A 23,548-nucleotide genomic window follows, 5' to 3' on the forward strand; every position below is an offset into this window, starting at 1 on the left:
AAAAGAACGCTGACTTTATCCAGCGTTCTTTTCGTTTAATCGTCATTTATTTCGTTTTCAATGTGTTCCTCATACAGTTTTCTCATTTTCTGATGAGAAACCGGAAAGGCATATGGTTCCATTTCTTCAGAAGTGACGAGACGCCATTCCGGAGAATTTTCAAAGCTTCCCGTTAATCTTCCCGTATAAACAGTTGTTTTCCAAATAAGATGAGAAAAAACATGTTCAATAAGTCCAATATTCTTGCCGGGGGAAACAATTAAATCAAACGTTTGATTAAAAAATTCCGAAAGCTGTTCCTTTCCACTTTCAAATGGATGATGGATTTCCAGATTGGGGAATTCCCATAAATTTGCAAGGAGACCCTTATCCGGACGCTTATGAATAAGGAACCTGCCATTCTCATCTGTCAAAACCATTGCAGCAAGCCTTACTTCACGCTGTTTGCTTTTTTTTGTCTTTACCGGCAACTCATCCTGTACCCCCTCATGAAAAGCAATACAATGCTCTCGGACAGGGCATAATAAACAGGATGGTGATGTAGATGTACAAATAAGCGCCCCTAATTCCATTAAAGCCTGGTTAAAAAAAGATGGTTCTTTATGAGAAATTAGAGCTCTTACAGCTTCTTCAAAGATTTTTCTTGAAGATGGCTTGGCTATATCCACCCAAACCGAAAGGATTCGTGATAGTACCCTCATTACATTTCCATCCACAGCGGGTTCAGGTATACCGTAGGCAATACTCAAAATTGCTCCGGCTGTATAGGGTCCCACCCCCTTAAGCTTGGAAATTTCCTGAGGAGTATTCGGAACTACACTTCCGTAATTCTCTTTTACTTCTTTCACAGCAGATTGAAGGTTCCTGACACGGGAGTAATAACCAAGCCCCTCCCATGCCTTTAGGACCTTTTCTTCATCCGCTTCTGCAAGATCATTTAGGGACGGGAAAAGCTCTAAGAAGCGATTGAAATAGGGAATGACTGTATCAACTCTTGTTTGCTGAAGCATGATTTCTGAAACCCAAACTTTATATGGATCCTGGTCTTTTCTCCAAGGCAGGTTTCTCTGTTCTTGTTTAAACCAGGAGATTAAATCATCCTGAAATCCTTTAATATCAAAGTGTTCCAAATTTTTCAAAGGCAGATCTTTCACTTTTGTTCCTCCAAAGTGTTAAACATTTCTTAAATAGGGAATATAATAATATCGTTTTGGTACTATTTAATTTAAAAACATTTTTATTACACTATTACTAAGTTAGACATACAATTAAAAATTCGCAAGAAAGAATTTTTGCCATTTAAATGTAATCAGAAAGGAGGCAGTCCTTTTGGATACAGGAACTCACGTTGTTATGGGACTTGCTTTAGGAGGGCTTGCTACATTGGATCCGGCGGTTACAGCAAATCATGCAACTGCAAGCAGTGTATTAATTGGAACCATTGTCGGATCTCAGATTCCCGACATCGATACCATCCTTAAACTTAGGAATAATGCAGTATATATCCGAAACCACAGAGGAGTCACCCATTCTATTCCAGCTGTTCTGCTATGGCCTCTCGCTATATTGGCGGTTGTATATCCTTTTTTTCCGGATGCAAATCTTCTCCATCTATGGATGTGGACCTTTTTAGCCGTATTTATCCACGTTTTTGTTGATATTTTCAATGCTTATGGTACTCAGGCATTAAGACCATTTAGCAGAAAATGGGTAGCTCTTGGTGTCATCAATACCTTCGACCCGTTTATTTTTGGAATTCATGTTCTAGGTATTTTTATTTGGGCCGGAGGAAACCATCCAGGACCTATCTTCCTGAGCATTTATGCTGTCATTCTCTTATATTATATTGCACGCTTTATAGCGAAGCGTAAAGTAATGGCAGAGTTAAAGAAAATAGTACCGGATGCTACAGAAGTAATCATTGCTCCGACAATGAAGTTTCATCAATGGCGAATCGCCGCAATGAATAAGGATCAATTTTTTGTAGGAGTCGCTAAGAATAATGTGGTAACCATTCTTGATCGCTTTAAGAGAATCCCAGTACCTGAAACTCCTGTTATCGCAGCAGCTAAGAAAGATAAAAACCTTTCTGCCTTTTTATCCTTTTCTCCTGTTTATCGTTGGGAGGTTGATGAATTTGATGATTCCTCTTATGAAGTTAGATTTATCGATTTGCGATACCGCAGTAATGGTTACTATCCTTTTGTAGCTGTTGTCCAGTTAGATAAAAATTTAAATATTATTACGTCTTACACGGGATGGATATTTAGTGAAGAAAAACTTCGAAAAAAACTCGATATCCTTCCTGGTTAAGTAAAACAAGCGATGACAGCGTCATCGCTTGTTTTATATTAGTTGATTAATTTATTGTATTTTTATCCTGGTCCAAATATTGTCTGTATTTAGGGTTCTGGCCTGCGAATTCATGAAGCTTACTGCCGTATTGTTCTATCCACTGACGGACAATTTTTTCGGTCATTTCGCTGCCCTTATATTCTCTGCCAGCACGTGCGTATGTTGTCTCAAAATCATCCCAAAGGAGTTCAACCCACGTTCTTGCCTGTCCATAAGATAAAGCTTCATTTTTCTCGAGGAGAATAGTTGTAAGCCTTTCTTGATAGTCGTTCATACCAGCACACTCCTTTACCAATTATTTTTAACATAACCATGCTTTAAGGGACAAATACTAAACACACGTGGTCAGCATTGGAATTCCTTTGCTCTTCACAGTTTCCCATTTCTTTTGCTGGAGGTAATCTGATGAGAAATAAAGCAACCAATTTTCCAAATCAGAGTCACAATAAGTTTGAGGGAGAACCCAGAGCCAAGGCTGAATATGCATCAAAGCGGGCTGATGGCACCATTAATACACACCCTCAGGAACGTATGCGTGCTTCCAATCAGCGGGAAAATGATACTAGTAACGAATTATTTTCGTAAGAAGGTTTACCCATCAGTGGAGCCTGTCTCCACTGATATTTATTTAAGGGCTTTTAGCATAGAGATCGGAAGCGCCTCTTCTTCGCTTTTACCACCCAGACGAAATCCCCAGGCAAAAACTCCATTTAAGTAGTCAATCTTAAAATAGACGCCAGGATCTCCTTTAATTTCATAAATATCGCCGGCCTTAAAATCATTTGGATCCAATAAATAGGCCTGAGCCATTAGAGCCTTTCTTTCAAGCACGGCAAATTCATTTACCATTCCAAGCTGCTCTGCCTTTCTTGCCTTTTCCTTTAGGCTGGCAATTTCCTGCTTTAATTCATAATCGGACATTTGGCTATATCTTTTTTCCTGCTGCATCCTCATTCCACCTGTCGTTATCTTATCTATTTATTTTAGTATAGTTAATTTTGTATCATAGATAAAGAAAATCACTTTCAGAAGGAGTTTATTTAAATGAAATCAATGATAGTAACCGGAGCCGGTTCAGGATTGGGAAAAGAGTTATCTCTCCTCCTTGCTAAAAAGAATTTTCATTTAATTTTAACAGGAAGAAAAAATTCTAAATTAATGGCTGTGAAGAAAGAAATTGAAGCGTTAGGCGGAAATGCGGATATTCTAGAATTGGATGTTTCAAACGAGGATGATGCAACCAGAAATATAAATACTCTTTGCAAGCAATTTGACGTTTATGGACTTATAAACAATGCAGGTGTTGGCCACTTTGGCCCGATTGTAGAATTAAATAGTATGGAAATTAAAGAAATGATAGAAACCAATGTTTTAGGAACCATATATTTAACCCGGGCTCTTCTACCCCATTTAAATAAAGGGCATATCATTAATATTATTTCCACAGCGGGGCTCCGTGGAAAGATAAATGAATCAGTTTATGCAGCAAGCAAATTTGCCGTTAGGGGATTTACGGAAAGCCTTCAAAAGGAATATCAGGGCTCAGGCATCAAATTTACTGCCGTTTATATGGGGGGAATGGATACTCCCTTCTGGGAAAATACCGACCATATAAAAGATCCATCCAGACTGCGGCCAGCCGGCGAGATTGCAGAAACAATTGTAAACAAAATGGACGAGGATTCAATTATAATTGAAAGCAAAAAACCATGACAGTATTTGTCATGATTTTTTAATCTTCCTCTGATACAGAGTCTAAATAGCGGTCTATTAATTCAAAAGAAAAGCCTTTTCTAAAAAGAGCCTGTTTTACCTTTTGCTTATATTCATAACCGCTGAATTTGGCATATTTACGGCTGGCTTTTTCACCTTGATGCCGAACGGCCTCCATCTCGCTATCAAGGGAATCCTCCTGTTCCAATTCACTGACAGCAATTTGAATTACATCATTGGTATATCCTTTTCGCATTAGCATGCTTTTCAATTTTTCGTTAAGCATACGTTTTGATTCATTTGTGTACTTTTTGCTATATTTTTCGCAAAGCTTCACTGCTTTTTCTATTTGAAGCTCTAAAGGATATTCCTTAAGAGAAGTTTCAATAAAACCATTCTTAATGCCTTTTTCCCGCAGCTCTGTTTGGATTACCTTTACTCCTTTATCGGTAGTATTCATTTGAGTCCTGACAAAGGCAAGCGCAAAATCAAGATCATTGATATATTTTTGTTCAGTTAATTTATGAAGCACTTCATTAATAACTGGATCTTCTATGTCTTTTTTGCTTAAATAATCCCGAATTTCTTTTTCGGACCGAACCCTAGCTGCCAGATATCCGACCGCTTGGTTATATGCTTTTCTAATATCATCCTGATAATTGATCTCCATTAATGAAAGCTCGTCTATTTCCATCCCTTTTTTGAGACTGGAATTAATCAGGACCTCTTCATCAACACTGAATGCATATTGTTCACCTTTGCCATAATCCATAAAGATATTGTATCTGTCTTTATTTTTCTGTTGTGCAGTAATCTTTGTAATGACTGCCATCGAGCTCACCTCATCTACAATGTAGCACATCGTATGAAGTTTTTTTAGCACTTTGCCTGTAAAATTAAATTATATTATTGCTGGGAGGTCTGTTATGAAAATAGCGATTGCAGGTGGTACCGGATTTGTAGGCAAAGCCCTAACTGACGAATTGATTAATAATGGACATAAGGTTTTTATTTTAACCAGAAGAAAAGGAACAGTTTCACCTAAAAAGAACCTCCAGTTTGTTCATTGGCTTGAAAATGACGCCAGTCCGTGGGAAGAACTCGAACAAATAGACGTATTCATTAATCTTGCAGGCGAATCCATAAACAGCGGCAGATGGTCTAAGGAAAGAAAAAGGCGAATTTTACAAAGCAGGCTGAATGCAACAGAAGAACTTCTTAGGATTATAAAAAAACTAAATTCAAAGCCCCGTGTTTTCATTAACGCCAGTGCGATTGGCTTTTATGGAACCTCCACCAAAAAAACTTTTACTGAAGAGGAGAAAGATCCCGGTGGAGATTTCCTGGCCTATACAGTTAAAGAATGGGAACATAAGGCTTATGAAGCAGCAGGTCTTGGTATAAGAACTGCATTTTGCCGCTTTGGCATTATACTGGATAAATCAGAAGGAGCTTTACCACGAATAGTTTTCCCCTATAAAATCCTGGCAGGCGGAAAAATTGGATCAGGCAAACAATGGATGTCCTGGATTCATATAAAGGATGTCATAAGAGGAATTTTATTTATCATTAATAATGAACAGATATCAGGTCCAGTTAATTTTACAGCCCCGAACCCCGTTACGATGAATGAATTTGGGAAAACGGTGGGCAATGTAATTCATCGGCCGCACTGGCTGCCAGCACCTTCATTTGCCTTGAAAATTCAACTGGGAGAAATGAGTTTGCTGGTACTAGAAGGACAAAGAGTTCTTCCTAAAAAACTGCTGGATACAGGTTTTCATTTCGAGTTTACTAAGCTTTCCTCTGCTTTAAAGAATATTTTTTCATAAACATTTTGTATCAATCCCTCTCTCTTGGGCAAAAATTGTAAAGTTGAAACTAAGCTGAAGGGAAGGATTCAAAATGGAAAAAAGAAAGAAAGAAAAGTCCAAGTTCACCTTAACCAGTATGCAGGAGGTTACTTACCAAAGAGCCTTCAAAATGGCTGACCGTGCAGGCGGTTTCGAACAAAAAAGGTCTAAACACTAAACTTTACCTTTCTGTGGATGACACCTATCTCAGGAATTTCCACTTATCCCTGGCTTGATATTAGTAAAAAATAAGGTACGGAACATTGCTTCCGTACCTTTTGCTTTGGAGAAACAGAACTCGAAAGGGGTTATATAATGAATAACAATTCAAGAAGTAAATCAAAGCTTCCTCAAGTGCCTAAAGATATGAAGTCAGACGGCAGAGATGTAGAGTTTTCAAGAGAACTTGCAGACCAGGAAGATTTGGAAGCACAAGCACGTGCAAATGCCGCTAATCAGCGGGTACGCCAAAACAATAAGTAAGAACAAAAGGCGCAAGCGCCCTGTTCAGATGATGAAAGGCTAAATACGCCACGTCCTGTGGCAACGCCTTTCTGACCCACGTCCTGTGGGCCTCCAACAGGCATAAGACGAATCACGTAGTCATCCTCGGAAAAGCTAAAGCTTTTCCTTCGTGCGATGCGGATGCTTCCGAAGCTTTCCTTGTCCTGATTTCTGAAGTGATTTGGCTTATGACCCCGAGGGGCTGGGCGCTGGAGCTAGATTACAATAACCAAGTTCGGAGTTATCCACAAGGTTAAAATCTATAATTTCCTAAAAGTAAAAAAAGAGAAGCAGGGATTCCTGCTTCTTTAAATATTTTATAAGGGGGTAAAGAAAGTTATTCAATCGAATTCTGAAGAGAGGTTATGCAGCAATTACTGCTCAGAATCCGTTTAAACCGTTACAAAACTTAATTGTTCTAGAGGTTGTGGCAGGAACCCTTAGCACTTTCGTAAAAAGGCTTTTCAAAACTCTCCTAAATGAAAATTACTGATCATTTTCCCCGTTTTTCTCCAAAGGAACCTTTTTACTTCCCCTTCTTGATTTTCAATATACGCCGTTCGATCCCAAGAAACAAGGACTTTCACAGCTTTTTAACATATTAATATTGGAAATTTGAAAAGACTGTGAACGCAGACTAATAGTAGCATTATTTTCATAGTACTTTGTTCTTATCTGTGGATAATGTTGATATTGTGGATATCTATTAAAAAGCCAATAATATCAGGCGTTTAACTTAATTGAATAATGTTAATAACAAAATGTGGATAACTAAAAGAAAACCTGTGGATAATGTGGGTAAATCTGTGGGGCACTTAATTAACAACGGTGGATAGTGTGGATAAATCTGTGGATAGTGTGGAGAGAATGCTTAAATTCATCATTATGCAGGATAATCACGTATAATAGGGTATAAAACTATAGTGCATAACTATTAAACTGGGGGTTTTTAGAACGATGGTCATTGATTTATTAAAAGATCTAATATCCATCGACAGCTCTACAAAGGAAGGTGCAAATAAAGCTGTTGATTTTTGTGGAGTTTGGCTTGAAGGCCAGCAGCTTCCTGTTCAAAAAATCGAAAACAACGGTTATAAAATGCTGGTATCTGAAATCGGAAAAGGAGATCGGACTCTTATTTTCAACGGCCACGTAGATGTTGTAACCGGTAAGCCTAACCAATTTATACCCCTTGAAATGGATGGCAAACTTTTTGGCCGAGGGTCCGCTGATATGAAGGCCGGGGTAGCGGCGATGATGTACACCATAAGAGAATTAAAAGATATGAATTTAAACTTTAAAATTCAGCTTCAAATTGTATCAGATGAAGAGATTGGCGGGATGAACTGTTCTGGATATCTGGCTGAAAATGGCTATCTCGGCGATTTTGTCATATGTTCTGAGCCTACCCAGCTGGGAATTGCCCACCAGGCTAAGGGGGTATTGCGCCTGGATATAGAGGTCAAAGGCAAATCAGCACATGGAAGCCGGCCTTGGGAAGGAATCAATGCAATTGAAAAGGCATATCACTTATATGAACAAATTCTAAACCTTTCCTTCGCAAAAGAAAGTACCGCCTATTACAAGCGTCCTTCCATCAACTTGGCTAAGATTCAGGCTGGAGATGCCTACAATAAGGTGCCAGATGAATGTATGATGAGTTTCGATATTCGATTTCTCCCTTCTCAAACAAAAGAAGAAATCCTGGCCCAGATTGAAAGTGTCACAGAAGGAAGGATATTTGTAAATATGTTTGCTGAGCCAATTAATACCCCTTCTAATCATCCTATTATTCAGCTGCTTGGCCCTATTGTTGAAAAGTTCAGCAATACTCCTGCCGTTTATTTTGGACAGCACGGAACTGCAGATACGGTGTTTTTTGCAAAGCAGGGGATTCCTGCTATTGAGTTTGGTCCAAGCGGGGCGAATTGGCATGGAGATGAAGAGTATGTTATTACCGATTCGGTTTATTCATATCAAAAAATGCTGAAAGAGCTAGCTCTTTCAATTGACCTGAAAGCCCTAAAAAATCCTAAATAAATGATTAGCTAAAAAAATAGCACGCAGCTGCGTGCTATTTTTTTATAAAGACGCTGTAAATAAATCACTTGATTCTTTTTCAATCATTTCTGCTAATACAGGAAAAGCTTCTGTTCCCGGGTTTTGATCCAAAATTCGATTTAATCCTTTAACGCTGGATTTAATAATCCATTTGTTATTTGGGTGCTGCTGAAGCCATTCGATAGATGGATCTGCAACCTTCTTTTTCACCCGATCTAAAAGCCAATAAGAGGCTTCCTTTTGACTGTCCTGATCCACAGAATCTCTTATAGGGCTTCCTGCTTCTCTATCGGTTTGATGTCGTGATTGGGCCAGGTCTTCGATTACTGCACTTGCCGTAGGGAACATCCCTGCACCAGGACCTCTTAATGTGATGCTGCCAACAAGGTCCGCTTCAATGCTTACAGCATTTTCCACACCTTCTACATCATAAAACGGACTGCTTTTTCCCACTAAAACAGGCTGTACTGATGCAATGACTTTTCCATCCTTCCATTCAACAGAAGCAATATGTTTAAATTTCAAATGAAGCAGGTCAGCTTCCTCAATCCATTCACGAGTAATGGAGGTTATTCCTTCAACATGGACATCCTTCCATTCCGGCTGGAATCCAAAAGCTAGCTTACTTAATACCATTAATTTATAAAAAGCATCTGTTCCTTCTACATCATTTCCGGGATCTGCTTCAGCATAGCCTTTTTCCTGTGCAGTCTTTAACACGCTGGCAAACGGCTCCTTTTTTTCACGCATTTCAGTAAGAATGAAATTGGATGTACCATTTAAAATACCTTTTATTTTTTTTATATTATTTACTTTTAATAATTGACGGAGAGTCTGGATAATAGGTATTCCGCCACCTACAGTCGCCTCATAACCTAAAGAAACACCCTTATCAGCTGCAAGAAGAGATAATTCCTCGCCATGATAGGCAAACATTTCTTTATTCGCGGTAATGATATTACTTCCCTTTTCAACCGCTCTCTTCAGGTAAGTAAAGGCTGGCTCTCTTCCGACAATTGCCTCGATCATATAATCAATATGCGGGAGGTTTATAATTTCTTCAAAATTATCCGTAACTAAGATATTTCCTGATATTTTTCTCTGCTTTTGTTTATTTCTAACCAGAATAGCGACAATTTCTACTCTTTTTCCTAATATTTTTTCCAGGCGTTCTCCATGTGACTCAATACTTCTGTAAACTCCTTCACCCACAGTACCAAAACCAAGCAAAGCTATTTTTAAAACGCTCATCTTCCCACATCCTTTTTGAAATTTTCATTTTTAAAAAATTACCGGGGAAAATGAAAAAACCCCCTTCGCGTAAGAAGAGGGCATTGTCCTCCTCTTATCTTTCAGGCGAATGCCTGCAGGAATTAGCACCTTTTCAGGAATAAATCCTGAAGGTTGCCGGGCTTCATCGGGCCTAGTCCCTCCGCCTCTCTGGATAAGAGTACTATTAAGTTTCGTTAGTCTTATAAAAGAATATTAAGTCAGCAAGAAATTATTGTCAATATTTTTAAATTTTTTTAAATTAAAACTCTTTTTAACTTTCCTGCTAATTTCCGATTCACAACGGAAAGCTTCCTTGAAAAATCAACGCCTTAAAGAGGCAGCAAGGCAACCTTATCTTTTCCTTTTAATTTTTCAATCATATCCAGCCATTCCTGTGGTTTATTGGAAAGGACAGAATAGTAGACGGAAAGAAAATCGGCTGTTAGGGATGCAGAAATCTCTTCCTGGCTGCCGTCAGTCGGCATAAAGCACAAATCAAGGCCTGAAACAGGCTGGCCATTGTTTTCCCAGGAAGGATGTACATAATTAAGATCAAGACGCTTGTAGCCAAGATGGGAAAGAACCTCCCGGCGTACGTATGGATTCATAACTTCTACTCTGCCAAACTCATGATTCTTTACTCGATAAGGATCATAAATTTCCGCAAACATGCCTGATAAAACCTTCCCCTTTTCCCTTGCAAGGTTTTTGAGGTCCTTTAGACGGTTTTGAGCAAGATAATGGCCAATTCCCAGACCTGGCCTGCTGATAATAGTGAAATCAGTCATGGCAATGTTCCAATTTTTATAATAGCGATATTCTGTTGCTCCTACAACTTCATTTTCATGAACAGCCACAAATACCCGAATTCCCTCATCCTCCAATGGTTCTTTCCAAAGGTTGTATTCCAAGACCTCTTCTGGAGGAAAAATTTCACCCATTAATTGATGCAGCTTTCTAAAATTAGGATCTTCAATCTAACTAATTCTCAAATATTCCATCTACATAAGCTCCTGTTCGCTATTTTTAAAAGGGTTCTTCCATTCCATAAGGACAGCATTATTAAGGGATTCCTCGTCATCCAGGTAATTTTTTATTATCGTTAATGGTACTCGGCCACAGCGAAGCAGAAATGTAACGACGGGGTCTTTCAAGTCACCGTTCATGACGGCCTCTAAATACCTCTCAGGAGTCATCTTATCAGCATGTTTATGGTAACTAGGCATCCTCGCTCCGCCAAGAAGGCGGACAAGTCCTTTTTGAATTACTACATGATACATTGCCTGCATCATTAATTTTCCGAGACCAAGTTTCCGAAACTTCGGCCTGACGCTGATATCCACAATATATAAAGTGTTTCCGTCTGGATTATGATTTCTAATATAGCCTCTATCCGTAATCTCTTCCCAAGTATGTTCTGGTGACTCTGGCTGAAAATCAATGCACATGCCTGTCAGAGAACCTGCAAGTTCTTCGTTTACTACTACGCACAGTGCTCCCTCTGAAAATAAACTAACATGGTTTATAAGCTGCTCCTTATTCCACAACAGCTCGGATGGAAATGGGGGAGGAAAACATTCTGCCTGTATATTTATGAGCTCATCAAAATCCTTCTCGTTATAGTTTCGGATGCAGATGGATATTGGACGATTCTGTTCAAAAACATAAAATTCGCTTTTATACATACAGTCCTCTCCCCTTCAGAGTTATTTTATTTCCAGTCTGTATATAAATCTGTCCGGCGGTCACGCCATGTTGTAACGGATCCCCGCTCCCGGACCTGATATAGAAGTTCAAGATCTAAATCAGCCGTTACAATCATATCATCGTTCATTTCACCTTCCACTAAAATTCCCTTTGGCGGAAATGGGATATCGTTTGGTGTAATAATAGCAGCTTGTCCGAAGTTGGCGCGCATAAAGTCAACTGTTGGAAGCTGTCCTACTGTACCTGTTACAACAACGTAAACCTGGTTTTCTACTGCACGGGCATGGCCTGTGTAGCGAACACGGTGGAATCCATGACGGTCATCTGTACAGGATGGACAGAAGATAATATCTGCTCCTCGTGCTTTCGCCATGCGCACAATTTCAGGAAACTCAATATCATAGCAAGTAAGGATCGCAATTTTTCCTTTTTCAGTATCGAAAATCTGAAATGAGTCGCCAGTTTCCATATTCCATTCATGTACTTCTGTAGGAGTTATATGAAGTTTGGCCTGTTCGGCAATCCTTCCATCCGGATAAAATAGATGAGCCGTATTGTACAGCTTCCCTGCTCTCTCAACCACATGGGTTCCTCCAATAATATGCATTCCTGTCTCTTTAGCAAAGTTGGAAAAAAGGGTACGGTATTGCTCTGTAAAGGAAGGAAGGTCATTTATTGTTAGGCTTTCGCCCTGGCCGTTTCCAATTGATAAAAGCTGAGTAGTAAAAAACTCAGGAAATAAAACAAATTCAGCGCCAAACTCCTGCGCGGTTTTTATATAATGCTCGCTTTGACGAGCGAAATCTTCAAAGGATTTAATAGTATGCAAATGGTATTGAACTGCAGAAACACGAATTTTCATTTCTTCCCCCTAAACTCTTTATTAGATATATATTATTCATCATTTTTATAACTTTAACAAATAAATGGAATCGGGAAAATAGAAAAATAATGGTGGAACATTCGGATAGGAGAATGCTCGCAATTAGCTAGGCTGTGGATAGATAGTTTTGGTGTTAAGTATATTTGTAAGTGTTTGAGCAAATTGTGTTCTAGTTAAACATTCTCCCTACCCTAGTAATAGAAAAAGCAATATATATCTTTATTCCAGCAAAAAAAAATACCCCAATTTGTATAATATAACACATTAGAAAAACTTGGCATTCGCTAAGTCTTTTTGGCGGATGCCCTAGTTTTTCTTATGCGTTCAGAATTTATGGATATAAATTCTGATTAGCCAAAAAGTGCTCCCCTGAATCTGGGGAGCACTTCCTTTTTTTACTTAATTGCCTAAACCTTTTGGAACAGAAACTGTTGTCGAGGATTTATACGTATTTCCTGCTTTGTCAGTAACAAGATAAGTGATCGTATAAACTCTTCCATTTCCTGTACCCTTACGCTCGGAACGAAGGCTAAAGTTAACATCATTTGTGCCGTAGTCTGCACCTTGAATATCAGAAGGATCTGCAGAAGCTTCATTTACCTTAATAGATTCAAGGATTACTGAATCAACACCTGAAAGATTGTCGCCTGAAACCAGTGATGCTTTAATATCAGCCATTTTGTGGTTTGGTACCTTAAGGACTGGTTTATCTACTGATACTTTCAGAGTTGGAGCTGTTTTATCAATGTTAACTACAAAGGATTTGCTGTTTTCCATATTACCAGCATTATCAAAGCTCTTATACTCAATTGTATATTCTCCATCTGTTGTAAGTTCAATTGGATTTTTGTACTCCTGCCAACCTTGTCCATTAATACTATACAATGTAGTTTGAATATCAGATGTTTCATCCGAAGCGATAAGGCTGAAAATTACATTTGAGTTATACCAGCCATTATTTCCAGTTGGTGCTTCAGGGTTTAGCTTTTGTACAGTAACAGGGGCTGTTTTATCAATTTTCACTTCATATGACTTAACAGCTTCAGCATTCTCTTCTACATCTGTACTGCGGTATTCAATATTGTAAGTACCGTCAGAGGTTAATTTAACAGGTGAAGTATAATCTGCCCAATCACCGCCATTTATGCGATATTGAGTAGATTGAACTCCTGATTGATTATCAGTTGCTGATAGACTAAAGGAAACATCAGAAGTGTACCAGCGGTTGCTGCCATTTGCTTCGGCAGGATCTACCTGTATTTGAGTAACTGGTGCTACATCATCCACAATTCTAACTAACTCTTTTGTATCACGGACACGAATTCTGTTTCCTTTTGCATACTTTCCAGTCAGTCCTACTGCCTGAAGAGTTTGACCAACCTTCAAATCAGGTACAGGTCCCGTTTGAGTAGCAATATATCCATCGGTAAAGACTAGGATGTCTCCAGATCCGTCATTAATTACATAAGAATTCTCATCATATTTTGATACAACCTTTCCTGTTACTTTTACGAGTAAACCTTGATTTTCTTCATTGTTTGCTGCACCTGTTGTCACTTCCTGAGGCTGAAGAGGTTCAACATGTCCCAGCTTAATAACATCTTTTGCAAAATCGGTATACTCAAGTTCACGGTTGTTTTCAAAAGTTTTTAGCTGGCCATAAACACGTACTTTGTCCCCTGGCTTTAAAGATCCTTCAGGAACGTCATGGAATGCCATAATACCGCCTGTTTCATCCTGGAGATAGAAGGCATCATAGAACGTTCCCGCACCAGTTGTAACTGTTCCTTCTACTACCACTGGCTGACCCTCTTTTCCTTTTCTAGCATCACTCAAGTCTGATACAACTGTGCCGCGGTCTGCAAGCCAGTTCACAGCGTTTAATGCAACTTCGTCATTTCCTTTTTGATTAAAGGATTCGTCAAGCTGCTTATCATTCATAAAGTTCATACCAGATACAACAATTCGGCCTTTGTCTATGGTTTCTGAAGCAATAGCTGGAATAGATGAACCGCCACTGTTATTGGAAACATTGTCATATATTTTGTAGCCAGATTTCACACTGCCCTGATAGGTTGTCTCGTTGCCGCTTGCTAAAATAGTAACAGTATCACTATCTGTAAGTGCTTCATGACCTACCTTCTCCAAACTTGAGCCGCTGTAGTACTCAATTGTATCTGCCCTGTCTGTAATATAATTGGCTACAGGGTGTAAATGAAGACGGACTGCAAATTTGGATTTAAGAGGATCCGACCAGAAGTTTCCTTCCTTCGTATCATCGTTGATTCCATCATTGTTAACCTGGATGGATGATCCCATTTCCTGAAGTAAGTCATTGTTAATATCTGTGTTGTTGTTGAAGTTACTCTTATCTGTCAGGAATAATGAGCCGCCATTTTTAACAAAGTCGGCAACAGCTTTATTTTCATCCGGCGTCAAATCTGTTTGCGGATGGGTCAGAACCAATACTTTAACATCTTTTAAATTTTCAGCAGTAAGTGGGTTTTTATTTTCAAATACAGTATAACCCTCACGCTGAACCAGTGTTGTAAAACTATTAAAGTTGTTCTTGTAAGTGCCAGGGTCTGTTGATGTGTTTTCATTTTTATGAGCCGCATCAATCATTACCTTGATTCCGAGAGCTTGTTTGATATTTATATCTTTAGAGAATGTATTGTCTTCAGGATTATCTCCAGTTGGAGAATCCACAACAGCCAGCAGCTTATGCTGACCAGCAATAGGATTGTTCCAGACAACAGTTGCCTGTGCTACACCTTTAGCTGCTATTTGAGCTATTGTGCTTTGGCCAATTAAGTTGCTATCCTTTACCTCATCATAATAAAACTTAACATTTAGGTTGGATAATGCAGTTTTACCAAGGTTGCTCACACCGGCTTCAAGCGTAGCAGGGTTTCCAGAGGTGATAGCATCTCCAGCAACTTCAAGACCGCTTACGCGTACATCGACCGGCTGTTCTTTTGTCCAGATTGGAGAAGAGTAAATACGTTCTCCATCCTTCTGTGTTACTTTAACAACAAACCACTGCTGTCCGCCAGTTACTGTTACTTGAGGTTTCCATGTAAAGTCCTTGGAATTTGGAGTAAGTGTGTCAACCACTTTTGATCCGTTCGTGATCAATTCAACTTTTTCAATTGTGTCGTCTGACTTGTATGAAGAAGGCAGATATTCAAAACCCGGCATTGACTTTGACTCCGCAACAGGGTCAGAACCTTTGATATCAAAAGTCAGAGACTTACTGTCAACAACTGAACCCATGTACTGCCCATTAGCCAATACATCCAGTTTAAAGTTTGGATCCTCTTCCATGTAAACCCTCATGTTTTCCATCGAGTGCAGCAAGGAAGCCTGTGACAGATCATCAGAAACAATTACTGTTCTGTTTAGTGTTTGTCCCCATGTACCATCATGGTTATCTTCACCATACGTTGGAGCTACATGCCATCCAAGATCAAGAGCACTGTAGAATTTCTTTTCAGCGTTGGCATAGGCATAGTTACCAGAACCATTACCTACTTCTAGCATTGTAAAGAGCTTATCCACTCTTTGGTCATATGGCATAAAGTTATTAAAAGCATTCGCCGACATATCAGGATGGTTGAATTGTGCAGCAATATTATCGTAGGTTAGAACCCAGGCATAATACTGATTTAAATCCTGATACTTACCGCTGTTCATCTTACGGTCAATAAAATTATCAGTTCCAAAAACATTGGAATGTCCCCATGTTGTTGAAGTCATTTCAAATGCTGGGAAAACTACATACTCACCATTCTTTGTATATTGTTTGGCAAGGTCTTTGGTAAGCTGCCAGTTATCGCCACCTTTACGTTCAGGCATGCCATTATGATCAACCGTATCCTTATCGGCAAGGGTTGAATCAATATCATGGGAGTGGTCAGAAAATGCAAACCAGTCATAGCCATGAGCCTGTCCAGCCTTAAGAGCATCTTCAGGTGTACCTGCTCCATCATGGGAAATATTCGTATGGTTATGCGTTGTTCCCCGGTAGTGGTTACCGCCTGTAAATGGTTGGGCTACATTAAAGGACCATGAAGTATTCGATGTATTTCCTTTATTGTCTGCCGCTGCTACTTCCACTTTATGTGCACCGACTTCAAGTGGATTTGCAAGTTCAAGCGTAACCTGTCCATCCACAACCTTCGCGGAAGAAGCCATTTCCTGGCCATCAACCTTTATCGATAGCTTAGAAGAATCAATTCCACTAGGATCATTAATTTGGAAGCTGATATCCGGTGTAGTAGTTTCAACAATTGAATTATTGACTGGTTGAACACCTGTTATTGCAGGTCCTTCTACATCATTTTCCACTGATACAGCATATGGCGCTGCAGCTGTACCCGCTGTTTTAACATCAGATGGATTTTTTGCTTCGATATAGTAAGAAAATCCTTCTAATGGCAGAGATGCTGCCGGAAGAATTGCTTTATATACTCCATTGCTGTCTTTTGCCATCGGAAGAGCTGTGTAGTCAGCTGCATTGTTACCTTTATAGTAAACTGTTACACTATCAGCACCCGATGCATTGGCCGTGAATTGTACGTCGGTTCCTCTATAAGCCTTTGTAATAGGATCATGGGCCAAAGATAGAACGAAATATTCATTAACGTCTGTAACACTTCTTGGGAATACCTGATAACCACTTGTATAAGGATTATTATCATCGTATTGTCCAACAATACCAGTAACTGTATAATAACTATCCTTCTTAAAGGTACTAGTTAAGTCAATTCCAGTTCCTGACGTAACCCTTACTAGAATAGTTTTCCCTGTATCGTCTGTTAAGGTAACGTTACCTGTTGAAGTTACAGGTATATTGGTTGCTTTTGCTCTTATTTGAACTAGAGTTCCTTCAAGAGGCTCAGCGGTATTAAAGTTTCCAAAGACTGCGAGCTTATTAACTACAGTTGGTGAAATATCGCTGCCTTTTCCTGTAACTTCTACAGAAGTAGGAGTAATCTCTGTCAAACCATTATATTGAGCTACCTGTCCAGTGACTTTTACTTTGTCACCAACTTTTACATCCTGGGTGCTGCCGAATATGTTAACTCCGCCAGTGGCATCTTGTATATAAAAAGACTTGGCTCCTACCACATTATTTGAAACAGTTGCCGTTCCCTCTACAGTTACAGTTTGGCCTAAAAGCTTGGACTGTCCTTCAGAGTCGCTATCTCGTATATCCTTTAAGAAAATAACACCTTCTGAAGGAGTTCCCGGAGTTACAAGTTCAGGTTCCACCGGAGCACTAGAGTTCTGTGGATTTGGGTCAGCTACAACAAAGTCGTTAGCGTTATCATTCGTATCCCATCCATTTCCTTTTCCTGCCCCTTCACTAGTTGGGTCTGAGCTGTCGTTTGCTTTTCTTTCTACGCTTTTATAATTCGAAGGGGCAGGTGCAGGACCACTACCTTCTTTATCACTTGCTGTAGTTCCATAACCTACATAGTCAGTAACATTTGGATCATCTTTTGAAGTTATCTTTGTTGCCACTTTTACCAATGCTACTTTTCCAGCAGCACCAGCCAAATCAACGCTACCAGCGACATCTGCAACAGGCAGGTCTTTACCATTTCCGCTTGTTCCTGCTTTTCCCTGGACTAAATAATATCCATGAGGTTTAATTTCGCCTTTCAATGTTGCAGTACCGGCAACAGTTGTTCCAGCAGCAGAAATATACTGTACAGACCATCCTTCAATACTTATTGCTGTATCTGTCGGATTATATAATTCTATGAAGTCATTCTTATAAATCGCACCACTATTACCGCCACCACCATAAACTTCACTGATGACAACGTTTCCAAATTGTGCTTTAGCATGGGTTGCTAGGTTTGGTAAAAACGACCCACCAAGCAACAAAGCAGAAAGACCCAGACTCCCCCACTTTTTAAAGTGCTTTTTGCCCATCAAACTCCCCCTAAAGATATAGTAGTTTTCCTACAGATTAAAACTACCATCTCAATGTAAAGAATGTATGAGATTTTTGTATGATTTTCTGTAATAAACTATGGGAATATTAGCCCATTTCTAACAATTTATTACACAAACTTTCTGTGCATCCTTATATAATAGAAATTATCTATGATTCTTCCAGAGAGGATGCTAAGTTCTGATGACCCAAAACTATAGAAAAATCGCAGTATTTGTTCTGCTCGCTTGCCTGCTTTTCCCTAGGGAAGGTTTTGCCCATGCTTTTAGTGCAGCGTTTAATACATTAAATTTGTCGAAGAATACTACTGAAATGATTTACTCCATTGATGCTTTATCGGTGATTGAAGGGATCGGTGGAGATAAGAATGATGACGGTAAATTAAGTGAGGAAGAATTAAAGGCAAATAAAATCCGATTCCAGGAATGGGTTGAGGATAGTGTTGTTCTTGAAGTAAACGGTAAGCAGCAAGCAGGTAAAATTACGAGCTTAAAATTAGAAAAGACGAAGGATAAGGATCTTGTTACCCTAACCTTTAAATATCCTGCCTATACTGTTGGAGACACCGTTAAGCTACTGGATGGAATTTTCTATGAAGGCAGCAGAAACTTTGATACCTATACTGATTTTTTAAAAGTGAATAGCGATGGCCAGGTAAGTGAAGCGGTTCTTCAGGGAAAAAACCGGGAATGGACTATGCAGATATCTGAAAACCAACAGGAGCAGCAGCCTGGACAAGCCACAACACAAAAAGCAGATACTCCTGCTCCAACAAATAACACAACAGCCTGGAGTTCTTTTTTAGCACTAGGAGCCAAGCATATTCTTACCGGATATGATCATCTATTATTCCTGTTTGCCCTCCTTCTGCGCAGGCAAACTTTGAAGCAATACATTACTACCATAACCGCTTTTACAATCGCCCATAGTATAACTCTTACTTTGGCGGTAGTAGGAATTGCCGATCTGCCTTCAAGAATAGTAGAATCCTTGATTGCTTTTAGTATCTGCTATGTTGCACTTGAAAATATATTCCGAAAGCAAATTATGTACCGATGGGCCGTAACCTTCTTTTTTGGATTAATTCACGGACTTGGTTTTGCAACTATACTAAGGGAAATGTCACTCCCAAAATCACATCTAGCCATCGCCCTGATCAATTTTAACGTAGGAATTGAACTTATTCAGCTTCTTCTCGTTATCATCATTGTTCCTATTCTTATGAAATTCCAGGGAAGAATGAGTTACCGCAAAATCATTAACGGCGGTTCCGTAATAATTTTTCTACTAGGTTTCGTTTGGCTTATCCAAAGACTATTCTTTTAAATGACAAAGCAGGACATCCGATGCCCTGCTTTTCTTGTTTATATGTGCTGGTTTGGAGCGGAATGATACAGAAAAACCACCTGCGTTGTTAAAACCTTAATCCAGTCCAAATCTGCATGTCTTTTGACTTCTTTCATTTAACACCTCTTTATTATTAGACACATAAAAAGGGAGACTCCCATGAGTCCCCTTTTATTGTTTCATTTTCGGATCCAATACGTCCCTCAGGCCGTCACCCATTAAATTGAAGCCTAAAACTGTCAGCATAATCGCAATACCAGGAAAGAACAGCGTCCAAGGTGCCTGAACCAGATACTGCTTGGAATCAGAAAGCATTTTTCCCCATTCTGGTGTCGGTGCCTGGGCACCAAGACCAAGGAAACCCAATGCGGCTGCTTCAATAATAGCTGTTGCAATGGCCAGTGTAGCCTGAACAATAACTGGTGTCACACTGTTTGGAAGGATATGATGCAGAAGGATTCTTGTATCCTTCATACCCACCGCCCGGGCAGACATAATATATTCCTCTTGTTTTACACTTAGCACTTTGGAACGGACTAGCCTTCCAAAGTTAGGAATATTAATAACAGCAATGGCAACTAGGGCATTTTGCAGTGAAGGACCAAGGATCGCTACAACTGCAATGGCCAGCAGAATGCTTGGAAATGCCAGCATAATATCAAACAATCTCGATATAATCGAATCAGCCCATTTACCGTAATACCCTGCTACAATTCCGAGAAGAGTTCCTGCGACAGCAGATGCCAATACTGAAAATAATCCAACCCATAATGAAATCCGTGCTCCGTAAACGATTCTCGAAAAGATATCTCGTCCAAAATCATCTGTTCCAAACCAATGCTTGCCAGATGGAGCCGTCAATCTCTCCGTAAGCTGCTGTTCTTTAAATCCATAAGGAGCGATGATCGGCGCAATAATTGCAATGATTATAAAAAAGATTACAATGCCCAATCCCACCAAGGCCAGTCTATTTTTACGAAATGCCTGCCATGCCTCTTTCCAGGGAGAGACTGTTTCCTCCTGAGGCTTTACCGCGGGGATTTCAGCAGTTCTTTTCGCCAATTCAGCCACTATTTTTCCCTCCTTGTTTTTAGTTAGTGTATTTAATTCTCGGATCTACAAATGCATATAGAAGGTCAACAATCAGGTTAATCAAAACGAAAATTCCGGCAATGATTAAAATTCCCGACTGAATTACTGGATAATCACGGTAGCCAATGGCATCGTATAAATACCGGCCAATTCCTGGCCATCCAAATATGGTTTCAGTCAGAATGGCGCCTCCTAAAAGAAGTCCAGTCTGCAATCCGATTATAGTAAGAACAGGAATTATGGCGTTTTTCAAAGAGTGTTTATAAACTACCCAAAACATTTTAAGACCCTTTGCTCTCGCTGTACGGATATAGTCAGACTTCATCACCTCGAGCATTGTGGAGCGGGTCATTCTCGCAATAATGGCCATAGGGATAGTAGCAAGTGCCATGCTTGGAAGAATAAGATGTTTAAATACCACCCCGAATTGATCAAACCTTCCGCCCAGCAATGTATCTATCAAATATAAATTAGTTATCGCTGTTACTGGGTCTCGGACATCTTCCCTTCCTGTTGTTGGAAGCCAGCCAAGTTCAATGGAAAAGACCCACTGCCCCATTAAGCCCAGCCAGAAGATTGGAAGCGAAACCCCCACAAGAGCCAGGATCATTGCTGCATAATCAAACCAGGAATTAGAAAACCAGGCACTTATAATGCCTGCATTTACACCAATAATGACTGCAATAATCATAGCAAACACTGTTAGTTCAAGCGTTGCGGCAAGGTAGGGCCAAATTTCCTCATTGATTGGCCCTCTTGTTCTCATTGATATTCCCAAATCTCCATGAAGCAGAGCCTTCAGGTAATCAAAATACTGTATGTACCACGGATTATTTAATCCCAGTTCTCTTGTCAGTGTGGCAATGGCCTCTTTTGTTGCCCTTTGTCCAAGTATAACCTGGGCGGGATTTCCCGGTATGGCATGAATAATGGCAAAAACAACAAGGGTCATTCCGATTAAAACCGGTACAAGTGAAAAAATACGTTTCACTGTGTAATTAAGCAAACCCCTCACCTCTTTCAAAAGTTTAAGCGCTCGTTTTAGGTGCCGGAACTAGAGCTATCTTTTCTAATCTTTAAAAGCTAAGAGTAACAAAAGGGGAGACAGAGCTCCCCTTCCGGCAGAAATTATTTGAACTCAACGTTTGTTAATGCTTCAGATCCAGTTGGATGAGGCAGATACCCAGAAAGGTCTTTTGTTGCTGCTAAAAGAGGTCTGGAGTGTACAAGCGGTACCCATGGAGCGTCATCGTGAATGATAACCTGAGCTTGCTTGTAAAGTTCATTACGTTTTGCCTGATCTGTTTCTGTTTGTGCTTTGATCAGAATGTCGTGAAGCTGATCATTTTTGTAATAAGAGTAGTTATTTGCACCAATGCTGTCTTTGTCAAGAAGTGTGTACAGGAAGTTGTCAGCATCTCCATTGTCGCCTGTCCAGCCAAGCATATATGCATCAAATTCACCCTTGGCTGCCTTATCTAAATAAGTAGCCCAGTCAACTGATTTGATGTTAGCTTTAACACCGATTTTGCTGAAGCTTTCCTGAATTACCTCAGCTACCTTTTGAGCTTCAGGCATATAAAGTCGTGCTACAGGCATTGCCCATAGATCCATTGTAAATCCTTTTTCATATCCAGCTTCTTTCAACAATGCTTTAGCTTTATCCAGGTCGTATTCATAATCCTTAACATCATCGTTATATCCTTCAACGGAAGGCGGCATTGCATTTTTCGCAGGCTCTGCCTTGCCATTGTAGAATGATTTAATAATAGACTCTTTATCAATAGCATGGTTTAATGCCTGGCGAACCAGTTTGTTATCAAACGGCTTGCGGTTTGTTGTAAAACCTAGGTATCCAACGTTCATGGATGGACGTTCAATAACCTGAAGCTTGTCATTAGCTTTAACAGAATCTTCATCGGAGTTATTAAGACCATCCATCAAGTCCACTTCTCCATTTGCAAGTGCGTTTAAACGTGCGGTGTTTTCCGGAATAACACGGAAAATGACTTTGTTTAGCTTAGGAAGTCCTTTTTGCCAATAGTCAGGATTCTTTTCAAGGACGATGCGGTCGTTTTGTTTCCATTCAACAAATTTAAATGGTCCAGTTCCAACCGGCTTCTCTCTGAATTTATCTCCCTCATCCTTTACCGCTTTCGGACTTGCAATTCCGAAAGGAGACATTGCAAGGTTCTTAAGGAATGGAGCCTGAGGTCTTGTTAGAGTAAATTGCACTGTATTAGCATCAAGTGCCTTGACTTCTTTAATAACATGTCCAGGCTCACCCTTGTATCCGCCAAACATTGTATAGTAAGGGAATTTGTCGGCATTGCCGTTCATCCAGCGGTCAAAGTTAAACACGACTGCGTCTGCGTTAAAGTCGGTTCCATCGTGGAATTTAACTCCCTGTCTCAGATGGAAGGTATAAGTAAGTCCATCTGGAGTTACTTCCCACTTTTCAGCAAGACCAGGCTGAACAGTTGTATCCTGTGGTCCATAAGAAAGAAGGTTTTCAAAAATATTATCTGTTACCTTAAAGGTTTCACCTTCTGTTGTTGTGATTGGATCTAGAGAAGTGGAATCTCCGCCACGGGCAAATACTAAAGTATCCTTTTTAGGACCGGCACTAGTACCGTTATCTGTTTTCCCGCCTGCATTTTCATTCGTTTTGCTGCTGTTACATCCAACCAGGAATAAGCTCATGGCTAAGAATGAAATCAACAGCACTTTTAAAGTCTTTTTCATATGCTTTACTTTCCCCCCATATTCTTTATTAAAATCTTTATCAAACGC

20 protein-coding genes and 1 riboswitch are annotated in these 23,548 nt (G+C 39.7%); of the genes, 8 read left to right on the top strand and 12 right to left on the bottom strand.

The window, feature by feature from the left end:
* Positions 1 to 35: 35 nt before the first annotated feature.
* Positions 36 to 1,154 carry an A/G-specific adenine glycosylase gene (gene mutY, locus G8761_RS22440; protein WP_166030187.1) on the bottom strand — a complete coding sequence of 373 codons (1,119 nt, stop codon included), beginning with the start codon at positions 1,152 to 1,154 and terminating at the stop codon, positions 36 to 38.
* Between the two features lie 175 nt (positions 1,155 to 1,329).
* Here mutY and G8761_RS22445 point away from each other — a divergent pair, with 175 nt between their 5' ends.
* Positions 1,330 to 2,313 carry a metal-dependent hydrolase gene (locus G8761_RS22445; protein ID WP_166030188.1) on the top strand — a complete coding sequence of 328 codons (984 nt, stop codon included), beginning with the start codon at positions 1,330 to 1,332 and terminating at the stop codon, positions 2,311 to 2,313.
* A gap of 46 nt (positions 2,314 to 2,359) precedes the next feature.
* Here the strand turns inward: G8761_RS22445 and G8761_RS22450 are convergent, their stop codons facing one another.
* The gene (locus G8761_RS22450; RefSeq protein ID WP_166030189.1) at positions 2,360 to 2,629 is read right to left on the bottom strand and encodes a YfhJ family protein; all 270 of its coding nucleotides are present in this window, start codon (positions 2,627 to 2,629) and stop codon (positions 2,360 to 2,362) included.
* 131 nt (positions 2,630 to 2,760) lie between these two features.
* Here G8761_RS22450 and G8761_RS22455 point away from each other — a divergent pair, with 131 nt between their 5' ends.
* Positions 2,761 to 2,940 carry a small, acid-soluble spore protein K gene (locus G8761_RS22455; RefSeq protein WP_166030190.1) on the top strand — a complete coding sequence of 60 codons (180 nt, stop codon included), beginning with the start codon at positions 2,761 to 2,763 and terminating at the stop codon, positions 2,938 to 2,940.
* A gap of 39 nt (positions 2,941 to 2,979) precedes the next feature.
* Here G8761_RS22455 and G8761_RS22460 read toward each other — a convergent pair whose 3' ends face one another.
* A complete protein-coding gene (locus tag G8761_RS22460) occupies positions 2,980 to 3,303 on the bottom strand; it encodes a YfhH family protein (RefSeq protein WP_166030191.1) in 324 nt (107 codons plus the stop codon).
* Positions 3,304 to 3,399: 96 nt separating this feature from the next.
* On the opposite strand from G8761_RS22460, the gene G8761_RS22465 reads away from it, so the two are divergent.
* Positions 3,400 to 4,068, top strand: coding sequence for an SDR family NAD(P)-dependent oxidoreductase (locus G8761_RS22465; RefSeq protein WP_166030192.1), 669 nt, complete (start codon positions 3,400 to 3,402; stop codon positions 4,066 to 4,068).
* Positions 4,069 to 4,087: 19 nt separating this feature from the next.
* Here the strand turns inward: G8761_RS22465 and recX are convergent, their stop codons facing one another.
* Complete coding sequence (gene recX, locus G8761_RS22470) at positions 4,088 to 4,900, bottom strand: recombination regulator RecX (RefSeq protein ID WP_166030193.1); 813 nt, start codon at positions 4,898 to 4,900, stop codon at positions 4,088 to 4,090.
* A 94-nt stretch (positions 4,901 to 4,994) separates the two neighbouring features.
* Here recX and G8761_RS22475 point away from each other — a divergent pair, with 94 nt between their 5' ends.
* From G8761_RS22475 to G8761_RS22490, 4 genes are all read left to right on the top strand, one after another.
* Entirely contained in the window at positions 4,995 to 5,900 is a 906-nt protein-coding gene (locus tag G8761_RS22475; RefSeq protein ID WP_166030194.1) for a TIGR01777 family oxidoreductase, read from the top strand.
* Between the two features lie 73 nt (positions 5,901 to 5,973).
* Positions 5,974 to 6,099, top strand: a complete 126-nt coding sequence (locus tag G8761_RS22480; protein ID WP_166030195.1) for a YfhE family protein — start codon at positions 5,974 to 5,976, stop codon at positions 6,097 to 6,099.
* Between the two features lie 137 nt (positions 6,100 to 6,236).
* Positions 6,237 to 6,404 (top strand): YfhD family protein, encoded by a 168-nt coding sequence (locus G8761_RS22485; protein ID WP_166030196.1) that lies wholly within the window; start codon positions 6,237 to 6,239, stop codon positions 6,402 to 6,404.
* A 978-nt stretch (positions 6,405 to 7,382) separates the two neighbouring features.
* A complete protein-coding gene (locus G8761_RS22490) occupies positions 7,383 to 8,465 on the top strand; it encodes a M20 family metallopeptidase (protein WP_166030197.1) in 1,083 nt (360 codons plus the stop codon).
* A 42-nt stretch (positions 8,466 to 8,507) separates the two neighbouring features.
* On the opposite strand, the gene G8761_RS22495 is transcribed toward G8761_RS22490, so the two are convergent.
* The 5 genes from G8761_RS22495 to G8761_RS22515 form a co-directional block, all read right to left on the bottom strand.
* On the bottom strand, positions 8,508 to 9,737 hold the full coding sequence (locus G8761_RS22495; RefSeq protein WP_166030198.1) for a homoserine dehydrogenase: 1,230 nt from the start codon (positions 9,735 to 9,737) through the stop codon (positions 8,508 to 8,510).
* Between the two features lie 91 nt (positions 9,738 to 9,828).
* A riboswitch (SAM riboswitch) is annotated at positions 9,829 to 9,937 on the bottom strand.
* Between the two features lie 150 nt (positions 9,938 to 10,087).
* A complete protein-coding gene (locus tag G8761_RS22500) occupies positions 10,088 to 10,699 on the bottom strand; it encodes a GNAT family N-acetyltransferase (RefSeq protein ID WP_243450122.1) in 612 nt (203 codons plus the stop codon).
* Positions 10,700 to 10,759: 60 nt separating this feature from the next.
* On the bottom strand, positions 10,760 to 11,443 hold the full coding sequence (locus G8761_RS22505) for a GNAT family N-acetyltransferase (protein ID WP_166030199.1): 684 nt from the start codon (positions 11,441 to 11,443) through the stop codon (positions 10,760 to 10,762).
* A gap of 26 nt (positions 11,444 to 11,469) precedes the next feature.
* Positions 11,470 to 12,327 (bottom strand): carbon-nitrogen hydrolase family protein, encoded by an 858-nt coding sequence (locus tag G8761_RS22510; RefSeq protein ID WP_166030200.1) that lies wholly within the window; start codon positions 12,325 to 12,327, stop codon positions 11,470 to 11,472.
* A gap of 420 nt (positions 12,328 to 12,747) precedes the next feature.
* Positions 12,748 to 18,294 carry an OmpL47-type beta-barrel domain-containing protein gene (locus tag G8761_RS22515; protein ID WP_166030201.1) on the bottom strand — a complete coding sequence of 1,849 codons (5,547 nt, stop codon included), beginning with the start codon at positions 18,292 to 18,294 and terminating at the stop codon, positions 12,748 to 12,750.
* Between the two features lie 205 nt (positions 18,295 to 18,499).
* Here G8761_RS22515 and G8761_RS22520 point away from each other — a divergent pair, with 205 nt between their 5' ends.
* Positions 18,500 to 19,642 (top strand): HupE/UreJ family protein, encoded by a 1,143-nt coding sequence (locus tag G8761_RS22520; protein WP_166030202.1) that lies wholly within the window; start codon positions 18,500 to 18,502, stop codon positions 19,640 to 19,642.
* Between the two features lie 192 nt (positions 19,643 to 19,834).
* Here G8761_RS22520 and nikC read toward each other — a convergent pair whose 3' ends face one another.
* The 3 genes from nikC to G8761_RS22535 all read right to left on the bottom strand — a co-directional run bounded on the left by nikC (position 19,835) and on the right by G8761_RS22535 (position 23,500).
* The gene (gene nikC, locus G8761_RS22525; protein ID WP_166030203.1) at positions 19,835 to 20,734 is read right to left on the bottom strand and encodes a nickel transporter permease; all 900 of its coding nucleotides are present in this window, start codon (positions 20,732 to 20,734) and stop codon (positions 19,835 to 19,837) included.
* Between the two features lie 19 nt (positions 20,735 to 20,753).
* A complete protein-coding gene (locus G8761_RS22530) occupies positions 20,754 to 21,761 on the bottom strand; it encodes an ABC transporter permease (RefSeq protein ID WP_166030204.1) in 1,008 nt (335 codons plus the stop codon).
* Between the two features lie 122 nt (positions 21,762 to 21,883).
* On the bottom strand, positions 21,884 to 23,500 hold the full coding sequence (locus tag G8761_RS22535; protein ID WP_166030205.1) for an ABC transporter substrate-binding protein: 1,617 nt from the start codon (positions 23,498 to 23,500) through the stop codon (positions 21,884 to 21,886).
* Positions 23,501 to 23,548: the final 48 nt, after the last annotated feature.

This window comes from Neobacillus terrae (genome assembly GCF_011393025.1).
Lineage (GTDB): Bacteria > Bacillota > Bacilli > Bacillales > Cytobacillaceae > Neobacillus_A > Neobacillus_A terrae.